Raw genomic sequence first — 24,432 nt, 5'->3', positions numbered from 1 at the left:
ACTTCACCCGCCCGGTGCTCAGACCGGGCTGTCCATCTTGACCTTCACGATGCCGCCATCCAGCGGCTTGAAGTCCGGGAGCTTCAAGCCGCCGGTCGGGTCGTCCATGCGGATCTTCACCCGGCCACCGTCCGGCGGCGTGAAGTCCGGCAGCTTCGAGCCACGGGTGGGGTCATCCATCATGACCTTCAGCACGCCGATGTCCTCCGGCGGCTTGAAGTCCGGCAGCTGCAAACCACCACCGGTCGGGTCATCCATGCGGATCTTCACCCGGCCGCCATCCGGCGGCGTGAAGTCCGGGAGCTTCGAGCCACGGGTCGGGTCATCCATCATGACCTTCACCCGGCCGCCGTCCTGCGGCTTGAAGTCCGGCAGGTTCAAGCCACCACCGGTCGGGTCATCCATGCGGATCTTCACCCGGCCGCCATCCGGCGGCGTGAAACTCGGGAGCTTCGAGCCACGGGTCGGGTCATCCATCATGACCTTCACCATGCCGCTGTCCTTCGGCGGCTTGAGGCCAATGCCGTCGCCCACGAACTTGTCCGCGAGCTCACGCGCCTTCGGGGTCAGCTTCACCTGCTCGAAGGCGTCGCGCACCTGGGTCTTCTGCTGCGGGCTCAGCTGGCTCGCGTCCGCGCCCTGGAGCGCCTTCTTGAGCACCGGGGCGCCCACTGCCTTGCCCGCCGTGCTGGCCGTCTTCAGGGCGGTCTGCAGCGAGGAGACGAAGCCCGTGGGGGATTTGATCTGGGTCATGAAGATTCCTTTGGGAAGGTTATCGGCATGCCCAGGCGGGAGTTGCTTGATTCTTTGAGGATGAGAGCACCCGTGGGACGGGCCTTGGCCTGGCCGCCCGCTGTCTTCCATCAGGTGTGCGCGACCCAACCCTTGAAGAAAAGGGGAGGAGACACACCATGGCGCACCGAGACGACGGACTGCTGGTGCGAGCGCTCGCGGACTCCGTGCAGCCGCTCCAGAGGACGCGGGAGGACTTCGGGCCCCTGATGGACCTGGTGGGGGACGCGACGTGCGTGCTGATGGGCGAGGCGACCCACGGCACGCACGAGTTCTACCGGCTGCGCGCGCTCCTGACGCGGAGGCTCATCGAGGAGAAGGGTTTCAACGCCGTCGCGGTGGAGGCGGACTGGCCGGACGCGTACCGCATCAACCGCTACGTGCGGGCCATGGGCACCGACGCGGACGCGGTGGAGTCGCTCTCCGACTTCCAGCGCTTCCCCGCGTGGATGTGGCGCAACGCGGACGTGCTGGACTTCGCGGGCTGGCTGCGGACGCACAACGACCGCCACTCCCTGCGGGAGAAGGTCGGGTTCTACGGGCTGGACCTCTACAGCCTCCACGCCTCCATGGGCGCGGTGCTGAAGTACCTGGACCGGGCGGATCCAGAGGCCGCGAAGCGCGCCCGCAACCGCTACGCGTGCTTCGAACACTTCGGCGAAGACCCGCAGGACTACGGCCACGCGACGTCCCTGGGCCTGTCACCGGACTGCGAGCGGCAGGTCGTCGACCAGCTCCGCGAGCTGCAACGGGAGCGCGAAGCGCTGCTGCGCCGGGACGGGTTCATCGCGGAGGACGCGCAGTTCGAGGCGGAGCAGAACGCGCGGGTCGTCCAGGACGCGGAGGAGTACTACCGGTCCATGTTCCATGGGCGCATCTCGTCCTGGAACCTGCGCGACACGCACATGGCGGACACGCTGGATTCGCTGATGGGCTTCCTGAAGCGGCGGCTGGGGGCCGCCCGCATCGTGGTCTGGGCGCACAACTCGCACGTCGGGGACGCGCGCGCGACGGAGATGGGGGAGGCGGGCGAGGTGAACCTGGGACAGTTGACGCGCCAGCGGCACCCGCGAGCGACGCGGCTCATCGGCTTCAGCACGTACCGGGGCACGGTCACCGCGGCCTCCAACTGGGGCGGGGCCGCCGAGCGCAAGCAGGTCCGCCACGGGCTCGCGGGCAGCTGCGAGTCCCTCTTCCATCAGGTCGGCCTGCCGGGCTTCCTGCTGGACCTCCGCGAGCTGGGCGAGGCCGCCGGGGCGCTCCGCGAGCGGCGCCTGCAGCGGGCCATCGGCGTCATCTACCGGCCTGAAACGGAGCGCAGGAGCCACTACTTCCACACGCGGCTGCCGCAGCAGTTCGACGCGATGTTGCACATCGACGAGACGCGGGCGCTCGAACCGCTGGAGCGCACCGCCGGATGGGAGCGCGGTGAAGCGCCGGAGACCTATCCGACGGGCCTGTAGAGGCCCCGGTCCACCATTCCCCCGCGTCAGCGCACCGCCGGCGGTTCCGCCTCACACCAGCCGCAGGAAGCGATTGAGGTCGCGGAACAACCAGAGGGGATTGCCGTACCACACGGCCATCTCCAGCACCCCCGCCCAGACGACGAGCCCCAGCCGCACCGCCGTGGGCCAGCGGGGAACACGCTGCACGCCCACGCACAGGGGCACCAGCATCAGCGCGGACGCATGCCACCAGTGGCGCGTGTCGATGACCGCGAGCAACACGCCCAGCCCCACCGACGCGGTCACCAGCCCGTCCGCGCCACGCCACGACAGCGCCAGCACCGCCGCGCTCAAGCCCATCACCAGGGCGACGGTGCCAGGCTCGCCCAGGATGGAAGGCGTCGCCGCGTCGGTTTTCGCGGCCAGCGGCGCCATCCACAGGAACGTGCGCACGCAGAGGCCCCCCGCCACCGTCACCCCGAGCAGCGTGCCCCACGGCCACTGACGCACCGGCCGCCCCCGCACCCCGCGCCACAGCGCCACCACGCCCACGGCGACCAGGACGAGCGCCCGGTAGTGCAACAGCGCCGCGAGCGCCAGCCAGCGCAAGGCAAGCACCGGCCGGTCCTTCGCGAGCGCCGCCAACGCCAGCACTCCACAGACGAGCCACGCGCCGTCGTACTGGCCATGGAGCGCCAGCCGCATCAGCACCAGCCAGCAGAGCAACCCCACCGCCCAGCGTCCCCCCGCCGGGAGCCCCTCCAGAAGGCGCAGCGCCGCGTAGAGCGCCACGTGCGCGAAGACCAGCAGGTACAGCAGGCACACCTGCCCGAAGGCCTGGGGCGACAGGGGCACCCACTCGCCCACGAGCGCCAGGGGCAGGAAGAGCACCAGCGCGCCGGGCGGATAGACGTACGGCACCTCCAGCCACTGGTCGATGGCCTGTCGGTAGGGGACGCCCTCGCGAAGCTCGCCCAGCGACGCGGTGTAGAGGGGCTGGAGCCCCCGATGCAGCCCCACCCAGACCACGTACGGATGGCGCACGTGGTCCGTGTAGCCCTCCTTCAGCGTCCCCCGCGACGTCACCCCGGACAGGGGCACGGCACAGAGCACGAGGAGCGACAGCAAGGTGAGCAGCCCCCACCGCGCGGCGGGACGCCGGACGAGGATGCCGGGGCCTTCCATGACGTCAGACGCTGGAGGCCGCCACGCGCGCGCGCAGGTCCTGCTTGAGGCCCAGCGAGAAGAGCACCAGGGTGAGCAGGTACACGGGCTCGATGAAGAAGAGCTGCGGGCCGCCCAGCGACAGGCCGTGGGTCTTCTTCTCGAAGAGGACGTGCGCGCCCACCACCATCGCGAAGCGGAACACCATCACGCCCACCGCGATGCCCGCGGCCGTCCCCGTGGGGAGCTGGGCCACCGCCTCCGCGGCGAGCAGCGTGGGCACCAGCGGCAGGGCCATGAGCAGGCCGGCGGTCCACTCCAGCGTCAGGGCGTACACGGCCACCGCGGCCACCAGCAGGTGCGCGGCGGTGAGGGGCGTGCCGGGAATGCGCACCCAGCACAGCGGCACCAGCAGGGCGAACGTGAAGAGGTAGGCCCCCACGAAGTGGGCCGCGCGGCTGACCCCGTTCTCGTGCAGGGGCATCCAGGCGCGCATCTTGTCGGCGAAGCTCATGGCCCCCCACCGTAGGCCATCCGCGCGCTGGTTGCCTCCCCCGGGTGAGGGGGCCGGTCGCCGCGCACCCCGGGGCGCGAGAATAATGTTTCACCGGGGCGTACCTGGGGAGCAGCCGCATTTCCGCCGCTGCATTCAACCCGAAGGTCCTCCCCATGAAACAAATCCTGTCTCGGAATAAGGTGGCGGTCGCCGCCACGGTGGGCTTGGCGCTCACCAGCGCCATCAGCTTCGCGTCCGTGTCCTCGCGCACGCCGGCCCATGACTTCACGCAGGCGGACGTGGACGCCATCGTCGCGCAGATCCGCCAGGTGTCGCCGGACACGTTCTACATCCGGTTGCCCACGTTCTCGTCCCGGGGCGGGGTCAACGGCTCGCGCCTCTACGGCTCGCTGCCCCTCGCCTATGTGCGGCGCATGGCGAGCGCCCAGAACGTGGTGCTCAACGAGGAGTCGAACATCATGGGGCTGGTGATGGATCCGAACACGGCGGCCGGGCAGGCCTCGGGCGCCAAGTCGGAGCGCGTGGCGTTCGCCATCGACGCCGTCCTCGCGGACATCACCCCTGGCTCGTACCAGTTCCTGAAGTAGCCATGAGGACCGTCCCATCGCGGCCCGAGGGCGATGAGCGCCAGGCGGCCCTCTGGGCGTGCATCGCGGTGCTGCATCTGGCCGCGGTGGGCTCCTTCCTCTGGACGGACCTGGCCCACGCGAAGTCGGAGGCCGCGTTCGACCGCGGCGTCCGGACCTACCAGAGCCTGTCCGGCGTCATCAGCGACTACCGCTTCTTCGCGCCCTCGGTGGCCAGCGACACGCGGACCGGTTTCTTCGTGGCGCTGCCCGGCGGACGCACCCTGTTCGAGCCCCTGGCCTCCGAGTCGCTGGAGGTGGGGCTGCGCTACCAATGCATCGTCGCCTCCGGCCTGCGCGCCAACCGCAAGACGCAGGACGTGCTGGCGCAGTCGTGGGCGGCGGTGATGCTGGGCGTCCATCCGGAGGCCTCCCGCGTCACCGTCGTCACCCAGTCCTACGTGCTCCCGTCCCTGGAGGACTGGGCCGCAGGGAAGCGGCCGGACTGGACGCTCCACTACACCGGGACCTTCGACCGCCGAGAGGGTCCGGGGGCCGAGGCCTCGCCATGAACCGTCTTTTCTCCTCCGCGCGGCGCTTCTGGTTGGAGCCCGTGGCGCCCGACGGGCTCGCGTTCCTGCGCATCGCCGTCGCGCTCATCTCCCTCGTCCAACTCGCCATCCTCTGGCCGCACCTGCCGGAGCTGTACGGCAACTTCGGCCTCGTCCAGTGGGTCATCACCGATGTGGGCGCGGGCGACTGGGCGCCCAGCCTGGGGTGGCTGGGGCGGCTCCTGGCGCCGCTGGGCGTCAGCACGATGACCACGCTGTACGCGGTGTTCGTCCTCTACGCGGTGGGGCTGGGGGGCCTGCTGCTGGGCTACCGCACGCGCGTCTTCGCGGTGCTCACCTGGTTCACGCACGGCCTCACGTCCGCGAACGCGTACCTGTCGCTCTACGGCGTGGACACCCTGCTCCACGTGCTCTTCTTCTACCTGGTGTTCATGCCGTCCGCGGGGCGCTGGTCCCTGGACGCGCGAGCCGGCCGCGTCTCCACCGGTCCGTCGTCTGGAGCCCGCGTGGCGCTGCGCACGCTCCAGGTCCACCTGTGCTTCATCTACCTGGACACCGGCCTGGCCAAGGCGCAGGGCGCCCAGTGGTGGAGTGGCGAAGCCATCTGGCGCGCGCTGATGCAGCCGCAGTTCCAGGCCTTCGACTTCTCCTGGCTCGCGGCCTACCCGCTGCTGGCGAAGCTCGCCTGCTGGGGCACGCTGCTCATCGAGGTGGGCTACGCGGGGATGCTCTGGGTCCCCCGGCTGCGGCGGCACTGGCTGGTGGCCACACTGCTGCTGCACGCGGGCATCGCCGTGTGCCTGCGGCTGTGGCTCTTCTCCCTGACGATGATGGCCTTCAACCTGGCCGCCTTCGCCTGGACGTGGCGGGGCTCGGAGACCCCCGTGGAGAACGAGGACGCAGTCCCGGGGGCTGCCGCGGCTCGTCTCTAGCGCCTTCGCGACGGGCCCCTGGCGCTCTCAGCGCAGCGGGGGGCGCAGCACCAGCACGGGCCGGCGGCTCAGGGCGAGCACCTTGCGCGCCACCGACCCGAGCAGGGCCTCCCTCACGCCCCCGTGGCCGCGCGAGCCCAGGCAGAGCAGCTCCGCGTCCATCCGCTCCGCGGCCTGCACGAGCGCGAGCGCCACGTCCTCGCCGTGGAGGACCTCCAGCCGCGTGGTGACCTCCCGGGCGTCCAGTCCCCTCGGCACGCGCTCCAGCAGGCGCTGCTTCAGGGCTCGGTGGAGCTCCGCTCCGGCGCGCTCGGGAATCACCGTCACCAGGTGCACCACCGCGCCCGCGGGCGCCAGCGCGAAGGCGAAGGGGAGGGTCTCGTCCGCGAGCGGCGACAGGTCCGTGGCCACCAGCAGCCGCCGCACCTGGGGCAGCGGCACCTCGCCCCGGGACGCCGCGGGGCTCACCGGTACCACCGCCGCCGACATGGGCGCGAGCCGCAGGGCGTGGTGCGCCACCGAGGCCAGGTTGCCCAGGGCGTTGTGCGGGTGCGTGCCCACCACGAGCAGGTCCGCCTCCTGCTCCCGGGCCAGGTCCACCAGGTGGTCCGCGGCGCGGCCCACCGCCATGCGCAGGTGCACGCGCGGCGCGCTGCCCTGGCCCGTCTCCGCCAGCGCGGCCACCTCGCGGTGGAGCACGGCCTCGATGCGGGGCGCCACCTCATCCAGGTTCATGGGGGTGGGCAGTCCCAGGCGCCGGCACTGCTCGAAGGCGTAATAGACATGCCCCGCCAGCAGCTCGATGGGGCCATCCGCGCCCAGCTCCTCCAGCCAGCGCCGGGCGGCCTCGCTGCCCCGTGAGCGGTCCACCCCGAACATCACGCGCAGGGGGCGCTCCCCCTGGAGCCAGGCCTTGAAGGGGGCGGCGTCACGCACCCGCAGCAGCGGCACGGCGCAGTTGCGTGCGATGCGCTCCAGGCTGACGCCCGAACCCAGGGCGGCGGGCTCCTCGCGGGGCGTCCCCACCACCAGCAGCCGCGCCTCGTGCGCGTCGCAGAAGACGGCCAGGGCTCGCGAGGAGCCGCTCTCCAGCAGGGAGGACTCCACCCGCGCCCCCATCGGCTCCAGCCGCCGGGCCTCCTCGCGCAGCAGCGCCTTGAGGCCTTCGCGCACGGGCTCGGCCGCGACCCGGAGCTGATCCGGGTGGACCTGGTGGACGAGCCAGAGCGGCTGGCCGCGGCGGGCGGCGACGCGCGCGGCCACCTCCGCGGCCTGATGGGAACCCTCGGAGAGGTCGGTTGCGCAGACGATGGCCATGGCGAGGCTCCGGGCGGGGGGAAGGCGCCGCACCGGGGCTTTCCGGTGGGTGGGCTCGCGCTGGTGCGCGCCCCGCCATGGCTTCCAGGCCTCTTCAGGATGCGTGCCGTCCCGCGCCCCTCCGGCGCCCCGGCCCGGCCCGCGCAAGGGTTGCGGCGCCCGGAGTCGCGGGCGCAAAAGCTGCGCCTCCCGGGGGACCCGGCTCACGCCTCCCCTGACGGCATGGGCTTCGCAACCCGGTGGGGCATCCCTGGCGCAGGAGCAATCGTCATGACCCTCCATGGTTGGCTGATTCCCGAGCGAGGCCCCCGCGTGGCGCGCCGTGGCGAGCGAGGCCACCGCGTGGCGCGCCGTGGCGAGTGTGGCGCGTGTGGCCACCGCGTAGGGGGCCGTGGTGGGCATGGCGCTCGTGGCAACCGCGTGGCGCGCCGTGATGAGCGTGGCCACCGCGTAGGGGGCTGTGGTGGGCATGGCGCTCGTCGCCACCGCGTGGCGTGCCGTGGCTCGCGGGCGGTGTCTCGATGAGCGCGGTGGGGAGCGCGGCGGCGGCGGCGGTGGCTCCGGAGCCTCGCTGGGGCCTGGACTCGCGGGAGGCCGGGGCGCGCCTGCGCCTGCACGGCCCCAATACGCTGACGCGCGAGCAGCCCCAATCCGCGTGGCTCTTCCTGGGCCGCCAGTTCCGCTCCGGCATGGTGTGGCTGCTGCTGGGCGCGTGCGGCGTGGCGGCGCTCCTGGGCGAGGGCGCGGACGCAGTGGCCATCGCCACCATCGTGGTGCTCAACGCGCTGGTGGGCTTCCTCCAGGAGTACCGCGCGGACCGCGCCGTGCTGGCCCTGCGCGCGCTCACCGCTCCCAACGCGCGGGTGCTGCGCGACGGCGTGAGCGCCGTGATTCCGGCGTCCCAGGTGGTGCCGGGGGATGCGCTGGTGCTGGAGGCGGGGGACGTGGTGGCGGCGGACGCGCGGCTGCTGTCGGCGCACGCGCTGCTCACGCTGGAGGCGGCGCTCACGGGGGAGAGCGCGCCGGTGGACAAGCAGGTGAGCGCGCTGCCGGACTCCACTCCGCTAGCGGAGCGCAGGGACCGCGTCTTCATGGGGACCTCCGTGGCGGCGGGCACGGCGGTGGCGGAGGTGACGGCCACCGGCATGGACACGGAACTGGGCCGCATCGCGCACCTGGTGCGCACGGCGCAGGTGTCGCGGACCCCGCTCCAGCAGCGCCTGGAGGGCGTCACCCGCATGCTGCTGGTGCTGTGCGTGGGGGTGGGGGCCCTGGTCGCGGGGCTGGGGTTGATGCGCGGGGAGTCGGGCGTGGCGCTGCTGCTCGCGGCGGTGGCGCTCGCGGTCGCGGCGGTGCCGGAGGGGCTGCCCACGGTGGTGACGCTCGCGCTCGCGGTGGGCGTGCAGCGCATGGTGAAGGGGCACGTGCTCGTGCGGCGGATGCAGGCGGTGGAGACGCTCGGCTCGGCCACCGTCATCTGCACGGACAAGACGGGCACGCTCACCCAGGGAATCATGGAGGTGCGCGAGGTGTGGCCCCCGGAGTCCGCGCAGCGCGTGCTGGAGGTGGCGGCGGCGTGCTGCGACGCGGAGCTGGGGCAGGGGCAGGAGCCCGGCGCCGGGGACCCCACGGAGCTGGCGCTGCTCGCGGCGGCGCGAGCCCGGGGTGTGGAGCGCCCGGACGTGGAGCGCGAGCGCCCCCGGGTGTCGGAGCAGCCCTTTGATTCGGAGCGGCGGCGCATGAGCGTCCTGCGCTCGGACGGCGTGCTCTACGTGAAGGGCGCGCTGGAGGTGCTCCTCCCGCTGTGCCGGCAGGTGCCTCCGGGCGTGGCGGAGGCGCTGGCCTCGCTCGCGGGGCGCGCCCTGCGCGTGCTGGCCGTGGCGGAGGGGAAGGGCCCTGAAGAGCGGGACCTCGCGCTGGTGGGGCTGGTGGGGCTCGCGGATCCGCCCCGGCCCGAAGCGGTGGAGGCCGTGCGCGCGGCGCGCGAGGCCGGGGTGCGCACGGTGATGATCACCGGCGACCATCCCGCCACGGCCCTGGCCATCGCGAGGGAGCTGGGCCTCTTGCGCGAGGGCGAGGCGCCGGAGGGCATCGTGCACGCGCGGGCGACGGCGGAGCAGAAGCTCCACATCGTGCGCGGATGGAAGGCGCGCGGAGAGGTGGTCGCCATGACGGGCGACGGCGTGAACGACGCGCCCGCCCTGCGCGAGGCGCACATCGGCATCGCCATGGGCCGCACCGGCGCGGAGGTCACCCGCGAGGCGTCCGACCTCATCCTCACGGACGACAACTTCGCGAGCATCGTGGCGGCCGTGCGCGAGGGGCGCGGCATCTACGAGAACATCCGCAAGACGCTCGTCTACCTGCTGGCGGGCAACGCCGGCGAGCTGGTGCTGATGCTCGGCGCGTCGCTGCTGGGGCTGCCCCTGCCGCTGCTGCCCCTGCACCTGCTCTGGGTGAACCTCGTCACCGACGGACTGCCGGCCCTGGCGCTGGTCATGGACCCCGCCCCTCCGGACGTGATGCGGCGGCCGCCACGGCGGCCGGAGGAGCCCATGCTGGGCCGGCGCGAGTGGGTGGCGGTGCTGGCCACGGGGCTGCTGGACGCCACCGTCACGCTGGGCACCTTCCTCTGGGCGCTCCGGCACCTGTCCCTGGAGGAGGCGCGCACCCTGACGTTCACCGTGCTGGTGTTCTGCCAGGTGCTTCGTGCCTTCGCCGCGCGCAGCGCCGGGATGCTCCACTGGGAGGTCGGGTCGTTCACCAACCGGGCGCTGCTCGCGGTGGTCGCCGACACGCTGGCGCTCCAGGTCGCCCTGCCGGAGGTGCCCATGCTCGCCGCGTTCTTCTCGCTCGTCCCGCTCGCCCCCGCGCACCTCGTGCTCGCCCTGGGCCTGGGGCTCATCCCGGTGAGCGTGCTGGAGCTGCGCAAGCTGGTGCCGCGCGGCAGGGCGTCAGGCCGTGCGCGCGCGCCCGTGGGCGGTTGAGGCGGCGGCGGGCCGGGCCTTCAGCGCGGGAGCACCTGCTCCGCCCGGACCTCCGTCGCCTCCAGGGGCTCGCCCCGCTCGAAGCGGCGGATGCTTTCAAGCGTGGTGCGAGCGATGGCGCCCAGCGCTTCACGGGTGAGGAAGGCCTGGTGCGCGGTGATGAGCACGTTGGGGAAGGTGAGCAGGCGCGCGAGTACGTCGTCCTGGAGCACCTGGCCGGAGAGGTCCTGGAAGAAGACGCCTTCCTCTTCCTCGTACACGTCCAGCCCCGCGGCCCCCAGGTGGCCCGACTTGAGCGCCGCCAGCAGGGCCTGGCTGTCGATGAGCGCCCCGCGGCCGGTGTTGATGAGCATCGCCCCGGGCTTCATCCGCGCGAGCGCCGCCGCGTCGATGAGGTGGCGCGTGCCGGGCGTGAGGGGCACGTGCAAGGAGAGGATGTCCGCCCGGGCCAGGGCCTCCGGGAGCGCCACGGTCTCCAGGTGCAGCCGCCGCGCGTCCTCGTCCTTCAGCTGGGGATCCACCGCGAGCAGCCGGCAGCCGAAGCCGTGGAAGATGCGGGCGGTGGCGCGGCCAATGCGCCCCAGCCCCACCAGCGCCACCGTCTTGCCGTGCAGGTCGAACCCCACCAGCCCGTCCAGCGAGAAGTTCCACTCGCGCACCCGCGCGTAGGCCCGGTGCACCTTGCGGTTGAGCGCGAGCACGAGCGCCGCGGTGTGCTCGGCCACGGCCTCGGGTGAGTACTCGGGGACGCGCACGACGGTCATCCCCAGCCGGGCGGCCTCCGCCAGGTCCACGTGGTTGAAGCCCGCCGAGCGCAGCGCCACCAGCCGCGTGCCCCCTTGCGCCAGCGCCTGGAGGCATGGGCCGTCCAGCCGGTCATTCACGAAGGAGCACACCCCGGGGAAGCCCGCCGCCAGGCCCACCGTCTGCGGCGTCAGGCGGGGCTCGAACCAGGTGAGCTCATGGCCGAACGCGGCGTTGGCCTCCTCGAAGGCGGTGCGGTCGAAGCGGTGGGTGTCGAAGAAGGCGATGCGCATGGGCGTCTTTCTGCGCGGCGCGCGAAGGCGGCCGCGGGCTCTTCGCCGGACTCTGCATCCGCCATGCGCGGTGGGGACACCGGCCCCAGGGGCCGGGTGGGGCGCAAGCGTTGCGCGGTGCACGGGGGCCCGCGTGCAACTCCTGCGGGGGCGCGCCGCGCACGGCCCGGGACAAGACTGGCATGCATCCTGTAGAGCAACGGACGTGGGCCGCGCGAAGTGGGGGGCCCGGGACGCGATACGGGAGACGGAGGGATGCTCGATGAATGCCACGCGTGAAGAGGCGGACCGGCTGTTGCGCCAGCGGTGGCGGGCCTTGCTGGAGCTGAGGCGCAAGCACCGGGAGCTGCTGCGCGAGGTCACCGGCGCCGGGGCCCCGGAGTGGGTGGACCGCGCGGTGGCCCTGGAGGAGACGCGGCTGCTCGACGCGCTCGACGCTCGCGAGGCGCGGGCCCTGGCGGTGCTGGAGCGCGCGCTGGAGCACCTGCCGCCGGACGGCCTGCCCCGGTGCGAGGACTGCGGCGCGCTCATCGAACCCGAGCGGCTCCGGGTCGTGCCCGAGGCCCGGTGCTGCCCCGGGTGCATGGCGGAAGGACGATGAGCCCGTCTCCCAAGGCCCCGGTCGCCATCGGGTGGTTCGCGCTGGGGTACTTCGCCTGCTACCTGCCCTACAGCGCGCTGACGAAGGCGCTGAGCCTGGGCGCGCTGCCGGGGATGGACGCGGGGCTGCCCGGCTTCGTGCTGCTGCCCTCCACGGCGCTGGCCACGCTCGTGGGGATGTTCGCGTACCTGGCGTGGAGCGGCGCCTTCCAGCACGCGGGGCGCCGGCGCTTCGGGCCGGTGAGCCTGCCCTGGCCGGGGCGCTGGACCTTCCTGTCCGGCCTGTGCACCACGGGCATCATCGCCACCACCACGCTGGCGTACACCTTCGACGGGACGTCCATCGTCTTCATGATGCTGCTGATGCGCGGCGGCGTGCTGGTGCTCGCGCCGCTGGTGGACGCGGTGAGCGGCCGGAGCGTCGCGTGGCCTTCTCGCGTCGCGCTGGGGGTGAGCCTCCTGGCGCTGCTCGTCGCGACGGGGCCGGGCGCGGAGCCGCGTCTGTCGCTGGTGGCGGGGGTGGACTGGGCGGTGTACGTCGTCAGCTACTTCGTGCGGCTGCGCTTCATGAGCCGGCTGGCGAAGAACCACGTGCCCGGCGCGCGCGAGCGCTACTTCGTGGAGGAGCAGATGGTGGCCGCGCCCGCGCTCGTCGTCCTGCTGTCGCTGTGGGCCTTCGCGGGCGTGGGGGGCGCGGCGGCGCAATTGCGCGAGGGCTTCACCGGGATGTTCACGCGGCCCACACTGGCCGTGGAGCTGGCCGTGGGGCTGCTCTCCCAGGGCAGCGGCATCTTCGGGGGGCTGGTGCTGCTGGATGCGCGGGAGAACACCTTCACCGTGCCCATCAACCGCGCCTCCAGTGTGTTCGCGGGCGTGGGCGCGACGGCCGTGCTCGCCGCGTGGCTGGGGCTGCCCGGCGTGAGCGTGCGGGAGCTGGCGGGCGCCGCGCTGGTCACGGTGGCCGTCGCGGTGCTCGCGGCGCCGGGCGTGCTCGCGGCGCGGCGCAAGCGCTCCGCCTCCCTGTCGCTTCCCCCTGCCTCCTGAAGCCCGCGCGCAACGAGGACTCCATGTACGGTGACTCCATGACGACCCTGGCGCGGCGGATGCTCCTGTCCCGCCGGGACGCGCTGCGGACGGTGCGCGCGGACGCGGCGGTGGCGGCCCGCCCGCCCGCCCGGGCAGCGTGCCTCCCGCCGCGCGAGCTGGAGGAGGTGGAGGCGGCGCTCGAGCGCATCGAGCAGGGTCGCTTCGGCTGCTGCGAGCGGTGTGGGGGCGCCATCGGCCGCCAGCGGCTGCTCGCCGTCCCGGAGGCGCGCTGCTGCCTGACGTGCACGGACGCGCGGGCCCGGGACGTGGACGCGTGAATGCCCCGGGTCCAGGTCTGGTAAGCAGGGACATCATGGCCCCAGAACGCATCCTGGTCGTGGATGACGAGGTGAACGCGCGGCGCGCCCTGGCCACCCTCCTTGCGGAAGAGGGGTACGAGGTCCGGCAGGCCGCGGACGGCGTGGAGGCGCTCGCCGCGCTCCCGGACTTCTCACCCGCGCTGGTGCTCACCGACGTGCGGATGCCGCGCATGGACGGCGTCACCCTGCTGCGCCGCGCGAAGGAGGACGGCGGCGACGCGGCCTTCGTGATGATGACGGCGTTCGCCACGGTGGAGGCGGCGGTGGAAGCCATGCGCCTGGGTGCGGAGAGCTACCTCACCAAGCCGCTGGATTTGAACGCCGTGCTCGTCGTGCTGGCCAAGGCGCTGGAGACGCGCCGGCTGAAGCAGGAGACGCGGCAGCTGCGGGAGCGGGTGGCGGAGCGCTTCCGCGTGGGCAACATCATCGGGGATGCGCCCGAACTCCAGGGCGTCTACTCCCTCATCCACCAGGCGGCCCCCACGCGGGCCACGGTGCTCATCCTGGGGGAGAGCGGCACGGGCAAGGAGCTGGTGGCCCAGGCGCTGCACGAGCTCAGCCCGCGCAAGGCGCGCCCCTTCGTGAAGGTGCACTGCGCGGCGCTCAGCGAGGGCCTGCTGGAGAGCGAGCTGTTCGGCCACGAGCGGGGGGCCTTCACCGGCGCCCTGGCGCGCAAGGAGGGCCGCTTCGAGCTGGCGGACGGGGGCACCCTGTTCCTGGACGAGATTGGCGAAATCTCCCCGGCCGTGCAGGTGAAGCTCCTTCGCGTGCTGCAGGGCCGCGAGTTCGAGCGCGTGGGCGGCACGCAGACGCTGAAGGTGGACGTGCGCATCGTGGCGGCCACCCACCGCGACCTGGAGGCGGAGGTGAAGGCGGGCCGCTTCCGCGAGGACCTCTACTACCGCCTCAACGTGGTGGCGGTGACGCTGCCGCCCCTGCGCCGGCGCAAGGCGGACATCCCCGCGCTGGCGAGCCACTTCATCGAGCGCTGCAACGGGGTCCACGGCAAGGCCGTGAAGGGGCTGGCGCCCGGCACGCTGGAGGCGCTGATGAGCCACGACTGGCCGGGCAACATCCGCGAGCTGGAGAACGCGGTGGAGCGCGCCGTGGTGCTCGCGCGAGGCGAGGAGCTCACGGCGGACGACCTGCCGCCCGTGCTGCGCGGCCCCCGCCCCAGCGCCGGGAGCGGCGACCGGCTCATCCCCGGCGCGACGCTCGCCACCATCGAACGCGAGGCCATCCTCCGCACGCTGGAGATGGTGCAGGGCTCCACCACGCGCGCCGCGGAGGTGCTGGGCATCAGCGTGCGGAAGATCCAATACAAGCTCAAGGAATACGGCGGCGGGGGCGCCGGCCCGGACGAGGAGCCGGCCGCGTCTTGAGGCCCCGCGCGCAAGGAAGGGATTCGCCATGGAAGCCGGACCTGGAGGCGTGACGGACGACATCCTGGAGGAGCTCCAGCGCTACGTGGGGTTCTCCGCCACTGACGGGGAGGCCCTGCGGGAGCTGCACCCCATCGCCTGCGCGCACTTCGAGCGCATCGCGGATGTCTTCTACCGGCGCATCCTCGAACACCCGGGGGCGCGCGAGGCGCTGGAGGGAGGCGAGAGCCGGGTGGGGCACCTCAAGGTGACCCTCCAGGACTGGATGGGGTCGCTGCTGCTGGGGCCGTGGGACCAGGCCTACTTCGAGCGCCGCTGCCGCATCGGGCGGGTGCACGTGCGCATCCACCTGCCGCAGCACTACATGTTCGGCGCCATGAACCTGCTGCGCCAGGAGCTGACGGCGGTGATGGAGGAGGCGCTGCGCGGCGACCCCGCCCGGACCGCCCGCCTGGACCGGGCGCTGGGGAAGATCCTCGACCTGGAGCTCGCCATCATGCTGCACACGTACCGCGAGGACCTGCTGGCCCAGGCGGCCCGGGCCGAGCGGCTGGCGACGTTCGGCCAGCTCGTGGGCTCCATCGGCCACGAGCTGCGCAACCCCCTGGGCGTCATCGAGACCTCGCTCTTCATCCTCAAGGGCCGCCCCTCCGCGAAGGAGGACACGCGCGTGACCAAGCACCTGGACCGCATCGGGGAACAGGTGGAGGTCGCCAACCACATCGTCACCAGCCTGCTGGACATGATCCGCTCCCGCCCGCTGGTCCGCGCGCCGCTGCGGCTCGCGGAGGTCTGGGCCTCCGCGCGGGAGGCCGTCGCGCCGCCCCCTCGGGTGCGCGTGCGCGAGGAGGGCCTAGAGGCCCTGCCCCCGCTGGAAGGGGACGCGGTGCAGCTGCGGCAGGTCTTCGTGAACCTGCTGCAGAACGCGGTGCAGGCGCTGGACGAGCGCGAGGGCGAGGTGCGGCTGACGGCGGACGTCCCGGAGGACGGGGCGCGGCGGGTCCGCCTGGTGCTGGAGGACAGCGGCCCGGGGCTGGACCCGGCCATCCGCGCGCGCGTCTTCGAGCCGCTGATGACCACGAAGGCGCGCGGGCTGGGGCTGGGGCTGGCGCTCGTGCGGCGCATCCTGGAGCGGCACGGCGGCGGCATCGCATACGCTCCCGCCGAAGCCGGAGCCGGGCCGGGAGGGGCCCGCTTCGTGGTGGAGCTTCCCCTGACGCAGGAGCCTTCCTGATGGGCCGCTTCCTGTTGGTGGATGACAACCGGGCCTTCGCGGAGAACCTGGCGGAGATCCTCGAGGACGAGGGCCACCAGGCCACCGTGGTGGACCGGGGCGAGGCCGCGCTCCAGGCCGCGCTCGAGACGCGCTACGACGTGCTCATCACCGACATGTGCATGGCCGGGATGAATGGCGCCGCGCTGGTGCACCACCTGCGTCAGCGGGACCCGGGGCTCGCGGCCATCGTCGTCACCGCCCACCCCGGCGAGGCCGAGCTCGCGCGGGCCCGCGCGGAGGGTGTGCTCGCGGTGCTGCCCAAGCCGGTGCCGGTGCCCGCGCTGGTGGAGTTGCTCGCGCGGGCCCGCCGCGACGGGCTCGTCATGCTGGTGGAGGACGACGTCCAGCTCGCGGACAACCTCACGGAGGTGCTGCGCGAGCGCGGCTTCACGGCCGTGGTCGCGCGCTCGGTGCCGGACGTGGCGGGGCTCGAGTCCGTCCGCCCCTTCGCGGCGCTCGTGGACCTGCGCGTGCCGGGCGGCCCGGACGGCGAGGCGCTGCGCCGCGTGCGGGAGCGCTTCCCCGCGACCACCCCCTTCGTCGTCACGGCCTTCCCGGAGGCGCTGCCCGCGGACTTCGAGGGCCGGTGGGTCCGCAAGCCCTTCGACACCGGGGCGCTGCTCGCCGCGCTGGAGCGCGTGCACGGAGACCGCGCGTGACGGGGACAGGGAGCGCGGGGGAGCGTCCCCGGGTGCTGGTGGTGGATGACAACGCGGCGTTCCTGGACAACATGAAGGAGCTGCTGGAGGACCAGGGCTACGTCGTCTCCAGCGCGATGAGCTGCGCGGGGGCGCTGGAGCGGGCGCCGGCGGGCTTCGACGTGGCGCTGGTGGACGTCCGGCTGCCGGACGGAGAGGGCTCGTGGCTGGCCCCCCGGCTCAAGGCGCTGGTGCCGGACGGAGAGGTGGTGCTGCTCACGGGCCTGGGCATGCTGGAGGCGGCGGTGGCCGCGGTGCACGCGGGCGCGTGCGCGTACCTCCTCAAGCCCTGCGCCACGCCGGAGCTGCTGGTGACGCTGGAGCAGGCGCTGCGCCAGGTGCGGCTGCACCGCGAGAAGCAGGCGCTGGCCCGGCGCGCGCAGGTGTCGGAGAAGCTGGCCGCGGTGGGCACGCTGACCGCGGGCCTGACGCATGAAATCCGCAACCCCCTCAACGCCGCCGGCCTGCAGCTCACCGTCCTGGAGCGGCGGGTGCGCAGGCTGGAGGAGTCCGTCCAGGGGCCGCTCCTGGAGCCGCTCTTGCTGGTGCGGGATGAAATCCGCCGCCTGGACCACATCCTCGAGGACTTCCTCCAGTTCGCCCGTCCCCGCGAGTTCAGGTCGGAATCCGTGGCGGTGGCCCCGCTGTTCGAGCGGGTGGGCAGCCTCCTGGCCTGGCAGGCCGAGCAGCGCGGCGTGACGCTGGAGGTGGAGCCGCCGGGCGCGTTGGACGTGTGGGGGGAGGAGGAGCGGCTGCGGCAGGTGCTGCTGAACCTGGCGCTCAACGCGCTGGAGGCGACGCCCGCGGGAGGCCGCGTGCGCTTCAGCGCGAGCGCGTGGAGGGAAGAGGTGGTGCTCTTCGTGGACGACAGCGGGCCCGGCGTGCCGGTGGAGTCGCGGGCGAGGCTCTTCGAGCCCTTCTTCACGACGAAGGCGAGCGGCAGCGGCCTGGGGCTCTCCATCGTGCACGCCATCGTCACCCAGCACGGCGGCACCCTCCTGGTGGAGGAGGGGCCGTTGGGCGGCGCGCGCTTCAGCGTGCACCTGCCCGGAGCACCGCGGGCCGAGTCGGTCTGACGTGGCTCAGGGCGCGGCCGGCGCGGGCGTCACGCCGACGGTCCGCGCCTGCCCGTCCTTGTCCACCTCCAGCTTGAGGCGCGGGGTGCCCTGGGCGTCGTGGATGACGATGCTCGCCACGCCATCCACCACGCCCATCGTGATGCGCTCCTTCCAGTCCTTCCGGAAGGTGACGGTGGGATTCTCCTTCTCCAGGCCCATGCACATGGCCTCGTAGCTCTCCTCGCTGTCGAAGCAGAGCGCGCGGACGCCAATGGAGTCGAGCATCCCCAGGCCTCCAATCTCCTGCCCGGTGGGGCTGAGGAACTGGATGCCGTAGGCGGTGACGGCGCGCTTGAGGCCCTGGGGGTCGGGCATCGGCGCCGCGATGCGCATGCGCGTCTGGCCGTTCTCGTCGACGATGTTCAGCTCCCGGACGGAGAGGGACTCCGCGGGGCGGGTCGCTGCGGCGCCTCCCGCGCACGCGCCCAGCACCAGCGCGGAGGAGGAGACCGCGGCCAACACGACCGGACGGAAGGAGGAAGAGGTCATGAGGGGGAAGCTAGACGCCGGCTCCGCCTCCTTCCCCCGGGGGGTGCCATCCTTCCGTCACGGGTGCGTCATGGACACGGCCTCCTACGCGGGCAGCGTGCCCTGGCCGGTGGCCAGCGTGTTCATGAAGGACTTCACCTTCTGCACGTAGGTGGCGTCGCCGGTGCCGGCGGGGATGGCGTCCGGGTTGCTCTTGTCCACGCCGTTGGGGCCGGAGTTGTAGGCGCGCAGGGCCAGCTCATCGCTGCCGAACTGCTCCTTCATGTCCTTCATGTAGAAGGCGCCCGCCAGGATGTTGGTCTCCGGGTCGGAGAGGTTCTTGCCCTGGAGCTCCGGGTGCTTCGCCTGCAGCTCCCCGTAGGTGTTGGGGTTGACCTGCATCAGGCCGGTGTCCGTCAGGCCGTTGCCGCCGTTGGTGGAGACGGCTTCCAGGTTGCCGCGCGACTCCTGCCAGATTTGCGCGGCCAGCATCTCCGCCGGCATGCCCGTCTTGGCGGACGCGGACTCGATGGCGCCCCGGAACTTCTCCAGCCCCGGGGGCAGGTTGCCGCCCAGTTTCGTCCCGCCACCCGAGGAGGAGGTCGTGGGTCCCACCACGCCGGTGTTGCCGTTGGACGCCTGGGACTGCGACGCCGAGGGGCCCACCACGCCGGTGTTGCCGTTGAGCGCCACGGGAGGACGGCTGGAGTCCTGCGGCGTGAAGCTGCTGTCCGAGAAGGGCTGCGGACCCGCGCCGCACCTGTTTCGCGGGACGCCCTGCTCACCCTGCGCGCCCTGGGCTCCCTGGGCTCCGGAGACGGCCTGCGCGGCGCCCGGCACGGCCTGCGCCACCAACTGCACGATGGACGTCAGCGCGGACAGCGTGTCCTGAAGCAACTTGCCCAGCTCCGCGCCCTTGCCGGCGCCGATGTCGAAGCCGTCCTGCTGGAGCGCCGCGAGCCCCGGCGAGCCCGGCTTCTGGCCGGAGGAGAACCCATCCACGCCCCCCGGACGACCCGCGAGGCGGGGAGAGGCGGCGTCCTGCACCGGCAGGCGGGACACGGAGGCGGAGGGGCTGCGGAGGGGCGAGATGGCCATGGCGGGGGACCTCGAAAGGGATTGGGTTCCAGTGAAGCGATGCGGGACCCCATAGCAGCCGGTGTGCCAGCCCCCTGGGACGCGGCGGCCATGGGCAACCCATGGATTTCACGGGCAACGCGGAGAGGCGCCGGGGCCCGTGCCTGGTGACTCGTGTCACCGGCCCGATGCCCTCCGTCATCATCCGAACCCACCGTCGTCCGGGGCATGGCAGGGAGGCGGCGCGTCGTGCAGAACGCTCCCATGGCCGACATCACCCACCGCACCGTCCGGACGAATGGCATCCACCTGCACCTCGCCGAGGCCGGCCAGGGCCCGCTGGTCCTGTTCCTCCATGGCTGGCCGGAGTCCGGGTACTCGTGGCGCCACCAGCTCCGGGCGCTCGCGGACGCCGGCTACCACGCGGTCGCTCCCGACGTTCGCGGCTACGGCCAGAGCGACCGGCCGGAGCCCATCGAGGCGTACAGCATGAAGCACCTGCTGGCGGACTTCGTGGGCCTGCTGGACGCGCTGGGAGAGAAGACCGCCGTGGTGGTGGGCCACGACTGGGGCTCCGCGATGGCGTGGACGCTCGCCGCGCTGCACCCGGACCGCTTCCGCGCCGTCGTGGGCATGAGCGTGCCGCACCTGGGCCGCACGCCCATGCCGCCCACCCAGCTCTTCCGGCACGTGTTCGGGGACAAGTGGTTCTACATCCTCTACTTCCAGGAGCCGGGCGTCGCCGAGGCCGAGCTCGAAGCGGACATCCCCAGGACGCTCCGCATCACGCTGGGCGGCAGCCCCGGCTTCGACACGCAGGCGGAGGCCGTGAAGTCACGCCGCAAGGGCGACGGCTTCCTCACCGGCCTCCAGGTGCCGGAGTCGCTGCCCGCGTGGCTCACGGAGGAGGACCTTGCGCACTTCGCGAAGGAGCTTCAGCGCAGCGGCTTCCGTGGCGGGCTCAATCGCTACCGCAACATGGACCGAGACTGGGAGGAGCTGCCCGAACTGGCGACGGCCATCATCCCGCAGCCCGCCCTGTTCATCACCGGGGAGAAGGACCCGGGCCGCGCCTTCGCTCCGCTGGACGCCATGAAGGCCCTGGTGCCGCGGCTCCAGGACGTGCTCGTCATTCCGGGCGCGGGCCACTGGATTCAGCAGGAGCGCCCCGAGGAGGTGAACGCCGCGCTGCTGGCGTTCCTGAAGTCACTGCCCTCCTGAGTCCCCGTGCCGGGGCAGGCGCACGGTGAACGTGGTGCCCTGCTTGAGGGTGGAGGTGACGTCGACGGTGCCGCCGTGGGCCTCCACCAACTGCTTCACGATGTAGAGCCCCAGCCCCACGCTGCGGCAGGTGGAGTCCACCTCCGACGTCGCGCGCTGGAGCGGCTCGAAGATGCGGGGCAGCTTCTCCGGCGGAATGGGCGGCCCCTGGTTGTGGACGGACAGGCACACCCATCCGTCCTCGCCCCGCGTCGTCACCTGCACCGGGCTGGCTTCGGGGCTGTACTTGAGGGCGTTGGTGACCAGGTTCTGCACCACCTGGGCGATCCGCTCGGAGTCCCACACGCCCGTCGCGTCGCCCCGCTCCTGCACGCGCAGGGTGCGGCCGGGGTGCGCCGCATCCACCTGAGCCAACACCTGCCGGGTCACCTGGTTCAGGTCCGAGGCCCGGGGCGTGATGGGGATGCCCTCGCCCAGCCGGGCCTGGGTGAAGTCGAGCAGGTCGCCCACGAGCCGCCCCGCGCGGTGCACGGCGGACTGGATGCGCAGCACGGACTGGGCGGTGCGCGCGTCGAGCTCGTAGCGGCGGGCCATGGCGCTCACCGTCAGGTGGATGGCATTGAGCGGGGTGCGCAGGTCATGGCTGACGATGCCGATGAGCTGCTGTTCGAAGTCGACGCGGTCCTGGAGCTGCCGGGTCAGGACCGCCGCGCGCTGATGGGACTTCACCGCGTCCGTGGTGTCCCAGGCCACTCCCATGAACCCCTCGACGGCGCCGTCCCGGCCTCGCATGGGCACGTGCGTGTAGTTGAAGTAGCGCTCCACCCGCTCGCCCGTGTCCGGGCGGGTGAACTCGAAGCGCTCCTCCATGAAGACCCGGGACTCTCCCTTCTGGAAGACGGGGTCGCAGGCCTTCGCGATGATGGACGGCCCCAGCGTCTCGGGCAGCAGTTCGATGAGAGGCCTGCCGACCACCTCCTCCCTGGTCCGCTCCCAGAAGCGGCACTGGACGGGGTTGGCGAACTGGATGACGTGCCGGGGGCCCCGGAAGATGGCGATGCCCACGGGGGCCTGCTCGAAGATGGCGTAGAGCTTGTGGCGCTCCTCTTCCGCCTCGGCGTGGGAGGCTCGCTCCCGTGCAAGCAGCGCCTCGCGTTCCACCTCCGCCAGCCTGCGCTCGGTGACGTCCTGCGTGACCTTCACGAACCCGCAGGGGTGGCCCGCGTCGTCACGCAGGAGCCACAGGTCTATCTCCGCGATGAAGAGGCTTCCGTCCTTGCGCTGCCGGGGCTCCTCGCCTCGAAAGTGCCCCGTGTCGAGGGCCTCCTTCAGCTCCTTCTGAGGACGTCCCTGCTGGCGGTATTCCTCGGGAAAGAGCATGCCGAAGTGTTGGCCCAGGACCTCCTCGGCGCGCCAGCCCTTGATGTGCTCGGCGCCCGTGTTCCAGCTGATGATGTGCCCTTGCAGGTCGATGCCGAAGATGGCGCGGTCCTTCGCGCTCTGGACCAGGAAGCGGAAGAGCACATCCGTGTCCTGGCCTGCGTGCGTGCACTCCATGCGTGCCACGGTCCCTCCAGGTCGTGAAACACGCGAGCCTCGCGCCTCCGTTCCGCCAGGCACGGGGAGCGGGCGCGCCGGGCCCCGGCCGGAGCGCCGGTGTCGGTCGCGGACGGCAGCTCGCTTTCGGCGGACACCTTCCGGCTCGCGGCCGCGGCCTTCAGTCCTGCGCGGTGGGACGGACAATCACCTCACCCACGTCCACGTCGGCGGGCTGCTCGATGGCGTAGGCCATGGCCCGGGCAATCGCATCCGGTGGGATCGCGAGCCTGTCCCGGACCTCCTCGAACCTGGCCCGGAGCTCCGGGTTCTTCACGTGCTCGAGGAAGTTCGTCCGGGTCATCCCGGGTGAGATGACCGTCACCCGCAGCTTGGGACCCGCCTCCTGGCGCAGGCCTTCGGAGATGGCTCGTACGGCGAACTTGGTCCCGGCGTACACGGCCTGGCCGGGCACGATCCGGTGCGCCGAGGTCGACGCGGTGTTGATGAGGTGCCCGAAGCCTTGCCGCCGGAAGACCGGCAGCGCCGCGGCGATGCCGTACAGCACCCCCTTGATGTTGGTGTCGACCAGGTCCTCCCAGTCGTCGACGCGCAGGTCGTCCAGCGGAGAGGTCGCCAGGCTGCCCGCGTTGTTGATGAGCACGTCCAGCCTGCCAAACCGCTCACAGGCCAGGCGGACGAGCCCGTCGACGTCCTCGCGACGTTTCACGTCGGTCCGTGCGCAGAGGGCTTCTCCTCCCGCCTTCGTGATGCGCTCCACCACCGGCTCCAACCGCTCCAGCCGGCGCGCGCCAAGGACGACCTTCGCCTCGCGCCCGGCGAGCAGCAGCGCCGCCGCCTCGCCAATGCCGCTGCTGGCCCCGGTGATGGCAATGACCTTGTCCTGGATGCCTGACATGACGCCTTCCTGCCCGGCCAGGTGAAGGGAGGGCCGGGCGTGCAATGCAAGACTTGGCCATGCCGGGGCGCGCCGGGCTTGGGCGTTGTTGCCATGCCGTGCAGGTCAATTTCGCCCAAGCCAGGGGGGAGGCCCGTCCCTAGAATCCAACCGTGACCGCTCGCCCTTACGCCGTCGTGGATGGTCCCCTGTCCATCCAGACCTTCCTGTTCCCGGAGCTGCCGGGCCTGCGGCTGGTGCGCTACCGGACCGACGGGCGGCTGCTGCGCTCCGTGAAGGAGCGTTTCTCCGTGACGCTGACGCAGCGGGGGCACTCGGAGTGGTGGGGGCGGGGCAAGGTCCACGCCTCCTCGCCCCGGACGGTCGACCTCAAGCAGATGGGCGAGGTGCACCGGGACCTACGCCGGGACGGACCTGCCCGGTTCCAGGTCATCGCCTTCGACGAGTCCCTCGTCGACGAGGCCCGCGAGGCGCTGGGCGCGCCGGCCTCCGCGCGGCTGCGCCAACTCCAACTCGAAACGTCACAGCCCTCGGCGGCCGACTTCGTGCGCCTCCACGCCGTGCTGGATGCGGGCCTGGAGGGACGCTCCAGCGCGCTCTCGCTCCAGACGGCCCTGGCCGAAGCCCTCTCCTCGCTGGTCGGATGTCTGGAGCATCCAGGCGCGGGGGAGCGGCGTTACCGCTGGCCCATCCAGCGCGTGGTGGAGGCCCTGCACGAGGCCATCCCGGAGGGCATCACCCTGGAGTCGCTGGCCCATCAGGTGGGCTGGAACCGGTTCCACCTGTGCCGCGCCTTCCGCGAGGCGCTGGGCATGCCGCCTCACGCGTACCTCACCCACCTGCGCGTCTCGCGAGCGCAGCGGCTGCTGTCCCAGGGACTGGCACCCGCGGAGGTCGCGCTCCAGGTCGGGCTCTGTGACCAGAGTCAGCTCAACCGGCACTTCAAGCGCATCGTCGGCATCACGCCGGGGCAGTACGCGCGCGCCGTGCAGTGAGGCCGCCGTCACAGTCCCTGGGGCGGCTCCCGGAAGACCGCTTCGATGTTGTTGCCGTCCGGGTCCAGCACGAAGGCGGCGTAGTAACCGGCGGGGTAGCCCGTCTGGGCGCCGCGCGGCCCGGGCGGCCCGTTGTCGGTTCCGCCCGCCGCCACCGCGGCCGCGTGGAAGGCGTCGACCTGGGCGCGGCTGGTGGCGGCGAAGGCCGTGTGTTGCTTCACGCCATGGGGATGGAAGCGGTCGATCCAGAAGATGGGGTAGTCGCGGCCATAGCCAATGCCATCCGCTCCGGTGTCCTGGGGAAGCTGCATGGCGCGGCGCAGGCCGAGCGCCCCCAACGCCGCGTCGTAGAACGCCGCCGAGCGGGCGACGTCCGCGACGCCAATGCCGGTGTGATCGATCATGGC

The 24,432-nt window shown here is 72.4% G+C and carries 24 protein-coding genes; 14 read left to right on the top strand and 10 right to left on the bottom strand.

The genetic code is table 11. The annotated features are described in order from the left end of the window. Positions 1-18: 18 nt before the first annotated feature. Entirely contained in the window at positions 19-753 is a 735-nt protein-coding gene (locus JYJ93_RS34180; protein ID WP_206798709.1) for a hypothetical protein, read from the bottom strand. 158 nt (positions 754-911) lie between these two features. Here JYJ93_RS34180 and JYJ93_RS34175 point away from each other — a divergent pair, with 158 nt between their 5' ends. Then, a complete protein-coding gene (locus JYJ93_RS34175; protein ID WP_206798708.1) occupies positions 912-2,255 on the top strand; it encodes an erythromycin esterase family protein in 1,344 nt (447 codons plus the stop codon). Between the two features lie 51 nt (positions 2,256-2,306). Here the strand turns inward: JYJ93_RS34175 and JYJ93_RS40710 are convergent, their stop codons facing one another. Then, a complete protein-coding gene (locus JYJ93_RS40710) occupies positions 2,307-3,422 on the bottom strand; it encodes a hypothetical protein (RefSeq protein WP_206798707.1) in 1,116 nt (371 codons plus the stop codon). 4 nt (positions 3,423-3,426) lie between these two features. Then, positions 3,427-3,915: an Mpo1-like protein gene (locus JYJ93_RS34165; RefSeq protein ID WP_206798706.1), complete on the bottom strand. Its 489-nt coding sequence runs from the start codon at positions 3,913-3,915 to the stop codon at positions 3,427-3,429. A 155-nt stretch (positions 3,916-4,070) separates the two neighbouring features. On the opposite strand from JYJ93_RS34165, the gene JYJ93_RS34160 reads away from it, so the two are divergent. The 3 genes from JYJ93_RS34160 to JYJ93_RS34150 are packed head-to-tail and all read left to right on the top strand — an operon-like array spanning position 4,071 to position 5,988. Beyond that, on the top strand, positions 4,071-4,505 hold the full coding sequence (locus JYJ93_RS34160; RefSeq protein WP_206798705.1) for a hypothetical protein: 435 nt from the start codon (positions 4,071-4,073) through the stop codon (positions 4,503-4,505). A gap of 2 nt (positions 4,506-4,507) precedes the next feature. Next, positions 4,508-5,056, top strand: coding sequence for a hypothetical protein (locus JYJ93_RS34155; RefSeq protein WP_206798704.1), 549 nt, complete (start codon positions 4,508-4,510; stop codon positions 5,054-5,056). Further along, entirely contained in the window at positions 5,053-5,988 is a 936-nt protein-coding gene (locus JYJ93_RS34150; protein ID WP_206798703.1) for an HTTM domain-containing protein, read from the top strand. Before JYJ93_RS34155 ends, JYJ93_RS34150 begins: the two co-directional genes overlap by 4 nt. Positions 5,989-6,015: 27 nt before the next feature. On the opposite strand, the gene JYJ93_RS34145 is transcribed toward JYJ93_RS34150, so the two are convergent. Continuing rightward, a complete protein-coding gene (locus JYJ93_RS34145) occupies positions 6,016-7,305 on the bottom strand; it encodes a universal stress protein (protein WP_206798702.1) in 1,290 nt (429 codons plus the stop codon). 521 nt (positions 7,306-7,826) lie between these two features. Between JYJ93_RS34145 and JYJ93_RS34140 the strand changes: the two genes are divergently transcribed. Further along, positions 7,827-10,292, top strand: a complete 2,466-nt coding sequence (locus JYJ93_RS34140) for a cation-translocating P-type ATPase (RefSeq protein WP_206798701.1) — start codon at positions 7,827-7,829, stop codon at positions 10,290-10,292. Positions 10,293-10,312: 20 nt separating this feature from the next. On the opposite strand, the gene JYJ93_RS34135 is transcribed toward JYJ93_RS34140, so the two are convergent. Further along, positions 10,313-11,329, bottom strand: coding sequence for a 2-hydroxyacid dehydrogenase (locus JYJ93_RS34135; RefSeq protein WP_206798700.1), 1,017 nt, complete (start codon positions 11,327-11,329; stop codon positions 10,313-10,315). Positions 11,330-11,591: 262 nt separating this feature from the next. Between JYJ93_RS34135 and JYJ93_RS34130 the strand changes: the two genes are divergently transcribed. From JYJ93_RS34130 to JYJ93_RS34100, 7 genes are all read left to right on the top strand, one after another. Then, on the top strand, positions 11,592-11,930 hold the full coding sequence (locus JYJ93_RS34130) for a hypothetical protein (protein WP_206798699.1): 339 nt from the start codon (positions 11,592-11,594) through the stop codon (positions 11,928-11,930). Beyond that, on the top strand, positions 11,927-12,973 hold the full coding sequence (locus JYJ93_RS34125) for a hypothetical protein (protein ID WP_206798698.1): 1,047 nt from the start codon (positions 11,927-11,929) through the stop codon (positions 12,971-12,973). Before JYJ93_RS34130 ends, JYJ93_RS34125 begins: the two co-directional genes overlap by 4 nt. A gap of 23 nt (positions 12,974-12,996) precedes the next feature. Beyond that, complete coding sequence (locus JYJ93_RS34120) at positions 12,997-13,293, top strand: TraR/DksA C4-type zinc finger protein (protein ID WP_206798697.1); 297 nt, start codon at positions 12,997-12,999, stop codon at positions 13,291-13,293. 35 nt (positions 13,294-13,328) lie between these two features. Beyond that, complete coding sequence (locus tag JYJ93_RS34115) at positions 13,329-14,717, top strand: sigma-54 dependent transcriptional regulator (RefSeq protein ID WP_206798696.1); 1,389 nt, start codon at positions 13,329-13,331, stop codon at positions 14,715-14,717. A gap of 49 nt (positions 14,718-14,766) precedes the next feature. After that, positions 14,767-15,951: a protoglobin domain-containing protein gene (locus JYJ93_RS34110; protein WP_206800593.1), complete on the top strand. Its 1,185-nt coding sequence runs from the start codon at positions 14,767-14,769 to the stop codon at positions 15,949-15,951. Then, positions 15,951-16,652 carry a response regulator gene (locus JYJ93_RS34105; protein WP_206798695.1) on the top strand — a complete coding sequence of 234 codons (702 nt, stop codon included), beginning with the start codon at positions 15,951-15,953 and terminating at the stop codon, positions 16,650-16,652. Before JYJ93_RS34110 ends, JYJ93_RS34105 begins: the two co-directional genes overlap by 1 nt. 71 nt (positions 16,653-16,723) lie before the next feature. Then, positions 16,724-17,767 carry an ATP-binding protein gene (locus tag JYJ93_RS34100; protein ID WP_206800592.1) on the top strand — a complete coding sequence of 348 codons (1,044 nt, stop codon included), beginning with the start codon at positions 16,724-16,726 and terminating at the stop codon, positions 17,765-17,767. Between the two features lie 6 nt (positions 17,768-17,773). Here JYJ93_RS34100 and JYJ93_RS34095 read toward each other — a convergent pair whose 3' ends face one another. Together JYJ93_RS34095 and JYJ93_RS34090 are read right to left on the bottom strand one after the other, a co-directional pair. Further along, complete coding sequence (locus tag JYJ93_RS34095; protein WP_206798694.1) at positions 17,774-18,298, bottom strand: hypothetical protein; 525 nt, start codon at positions 18,296-18,298, stop codon at positions 17,774-17,776. A gap of 84 nt (positions 18,299-18,382) precedes the next feature. After that, positions 18,383-19,375, bottom strand: a complete 993-nt coding sequence (locus tag JYJ93_RS34090) for a transglycosylase SLT domain-containing protein (RefSeq protein WP_206798693.1) — start codon at positions 19,373-19,375, stop codon at positions 18,383-18,385. A gap of 243 nt (positions 19,376-19,618) precedes the next feature. On the opposite strand from JYJ93_RS34090, the gene JYJ93_RS34085 reads away from it, so the two are divergent. Beyond that, entirely contained in the window at positions 19,619-20,575 is a 957-nt protein-coding gene (locus tag JYJ93_RS34085) for an alpha/beta hydrolase (protein WP_206798692.1), read from the top strand. On the opposite strand, the gene JYJ93_RS34080 is transcribed toward JYJ93_RS34085, so the two are convergent. Both JYJ93_RS34080 and JYJ93_RS34075 read right to left on the bottom strand, forming a co-directional pair. Next, a complete protein-coding gene (locus tag JYJ93_RS34080; protein WP_242544851.1) occupies positions 20,561-22,132 on the bottom strand; it encodes a PAS domain-containing sensor histidine kinase in 1,572 nt (523 codons plus the stop codon). The two genes, JYJ93_RS34085 and JYJ93_RS34080, sit on opposite strands and share 15 nt — an antisense overlap. Positions 22,133-22,292: 160 nt before the next feature. Beyond that, positions 22,293-23,030, bottom strand: a complete 738-nt coding sequence (locus tag JYJ93_RS34075) for an SDR family oxidoreductase (protein ID WP_206798690.1) — start codon at positions 23,028-23,030, stop codon at positions 22,293-22,295. A 152-nt stretch (positions 23,031-23,182) separates the two neighbouring features. Here JYJ93_RS34075 and JYJ93_RS34070 point away from each other — a divergent pair, with 152 nt between their 5' ends. Beyond that, complete coding sequence (locus JYJ93_RS34070) at positions 23,183-24,025, top strand: AraC family transcriptional regulator (protein WP_206798689.1); 843 nt, start codon at positions 23,183-23,185, stop codon at positions 24,023-24,025. Between the two features lie 8 nt (positions 24,026-24,033). Here JYJ93_RS34070 and JYJ93_RS34065 read toward each other — a convergent pair whose 3' ends face one another. After that, complete coding sequence (locus JYJ93_RS34065) at positions 24,034-24,429, bottom strand: VOC family protein (RefSeq protein WP_206798688.1); 396 nt, start codon at positions 24,427-24,429, stop codon at positions 24,034-24,036. Positions 24,430-24,432: the final 3 nt, after the last annotated feature.

The sequence above is a fragment of the Corallococcus sp. NCSPR001 genome (assembly GCF_017309135.1).
Lineage (GTDB): Bacteria > Myxococcota > Myxococcia > Myxococcales > Myxococcaceae > Corallococcus.
The sequence above is the reverse complement of the archived record's forward strand: the minus strand, read 5'-3'. Positions and strand labels throughout refer to the sequence as shown.

Bases quoted from the DNA above. Each gene is read 5' to 3' on its own strand.
- JYJ93_RS34180 (WP_206798709.1), bottom strand. From the start codon at position 753: ATGACCCAGATCAAATCCCCCACGGGCTTCGTCTCCTCGCTGCAGACC.
- JYJ93_RS34175 (WP_206798708.1), top strand. From the start codon at position 912: ATGGCGCACCGAGACGACGGACTGCTGGTGCGAGCGCTCGCGGACTCC.
- JYJ93_RS40710 (WP_206798707.1), bottom strand. From the start codon at position 3,422: ATGGAAGGCCCCGGCATCCTCGTCCGGCGTCCCGCCGCGCGGTGGGGG.
- JYJ93_RS34165 (WP_206798706.1), bottom strand. From the start codon at position 3,915: ATGAGCTTCGCCGACAAGATGCGCGCCTGGATGCCCCTGCACGAGAAC.
- JYJ93_RS34160 (WP_206798705.1), top strand. From the start codon at position 4,071: ATGAAACAAATCCTGTCTCGGAATAAGGTGGCGGTCGCCGCCACGGTG.
- JYJ93_RS34155 (WP_206798704.1), top strand. From the start codon at position 4,508: ATGAGGACCGTCCCATCGCGGCCCGAGGGCGATGAGCGCCAGGCGGCC.
- JYJ93_RS34150 (WP_206798703.1), top strand. From the start codon at position 5,053: ATGAACCGTCTTTTCTCCTCCGCGCGGCGCTTCTGGTTGGAGCCCGTG.
- JYJ93_RS34145 (WP_206798702.1), bottom strand. From the start codon at position 7,305: ATGGCCATCGTCTGCGCAACCGACCTCTCCGAGGGTTCCCATCAGGCC.
- JYJ93_RS34140 (WP_206798701.1), top strand. From the start codon at position 7,827: ATGAGCGCGGTGGGGAGCGCGGCGGCGGCGGCGGTGGCTCCGGAGCCT.
- JYJ93_RS34135 (WP_206798700.1), bottom strand. From the start codon at position 11,329: ATGCGCATCGCCTTCTTCGACACCCACCGCTTCGACCGCACCGCCTTC.
- JYJ93_RS34130 (WP_206798699.1), top strand. From the start codon at position 11,592: ATGAATGCCACGCGTGAAGAGGCGGACCGGCTGTTGCGCCAGCGGTGG.
- JYJ93_RS34125 (WP_206798698.1), top strand. From the start codon at position 11,927: ATGAGCCCGTCTCCCAAGGCCCCGGTCGCCATCGGGTGGTTCGCGCTG.
- JYJ93_RS34120 (WP_206798697.1), top strand. From the start codon at position 12,997: ATGTACGGTGACTCCATGACGACCCTGGCGCGGCGGATGCTCCTGTCC.
- JYJ93_RS34115 (WP_206798696.1), top strand. From the start codon at position 13,329: ATGGCCCCAGAACGCATCCTGGTCGTGGATGACGAGGTGAACGCGCGG.
- JYJ93_RS34105 (WP_206798695.1), top strand. From the start codon at position 15,951: ATGGGCCGCTTCCTGTTGGTGGATGACAACCGGGCCTTCGCGGAGAAC.
- JYJ93_RS34100 (WP_206800592.1), top strand. From the start codon at position 16,724: ATGAAGGAGCTGCTGGAGGACCAGGGCTACGTCGTCTCCAGCGCGATG.
- JYJ93_RS34095 (WP_206798694.1), bottom strand. From the start codon at position 18,298: ATGACCTCTTCCTCCTTCCGTCCGGTCGTGTTGGCCGCGGTCTCCTCC.
- JYJ93_RS34090 (WP_206798693.1), bottom strand. From the start codon at position 19,375: ATGGCCATCTCGCCCCTCCGCAGCCCCTCCGCCTCCGTGTCCCGCCTG.
- JYJ93_RS34085 (WP_206798692.1), top strand. From the start codon at position 19,619: ATGGCCGACATCACCCACCGCACCGTCCGGACGAATGGCATCCACCTG.
- JYJ93_RS34080 (WP_242544851.1), bottom strand. From the start codon at position 22,132: ATGGAGTGCACGCACGCAGGCCAGGACACGGATGTGCTCTTCCGCTTC.
- JYJ93_RS34075 (WP_206798690.1), bottom strand. From the start codon at position 23,030: ATGTCAGGCATCCAGGACAAGGTCATTGCCATCACCGGGGCCAGCAGC.
- JYJ93_RS34065 (WP_206798688.1), bottom strand. From the start codon at position 24,429: ATGATCGATCACACCGGCATTGGCGTCGCGGACGTCGCCCGCTCGGCG.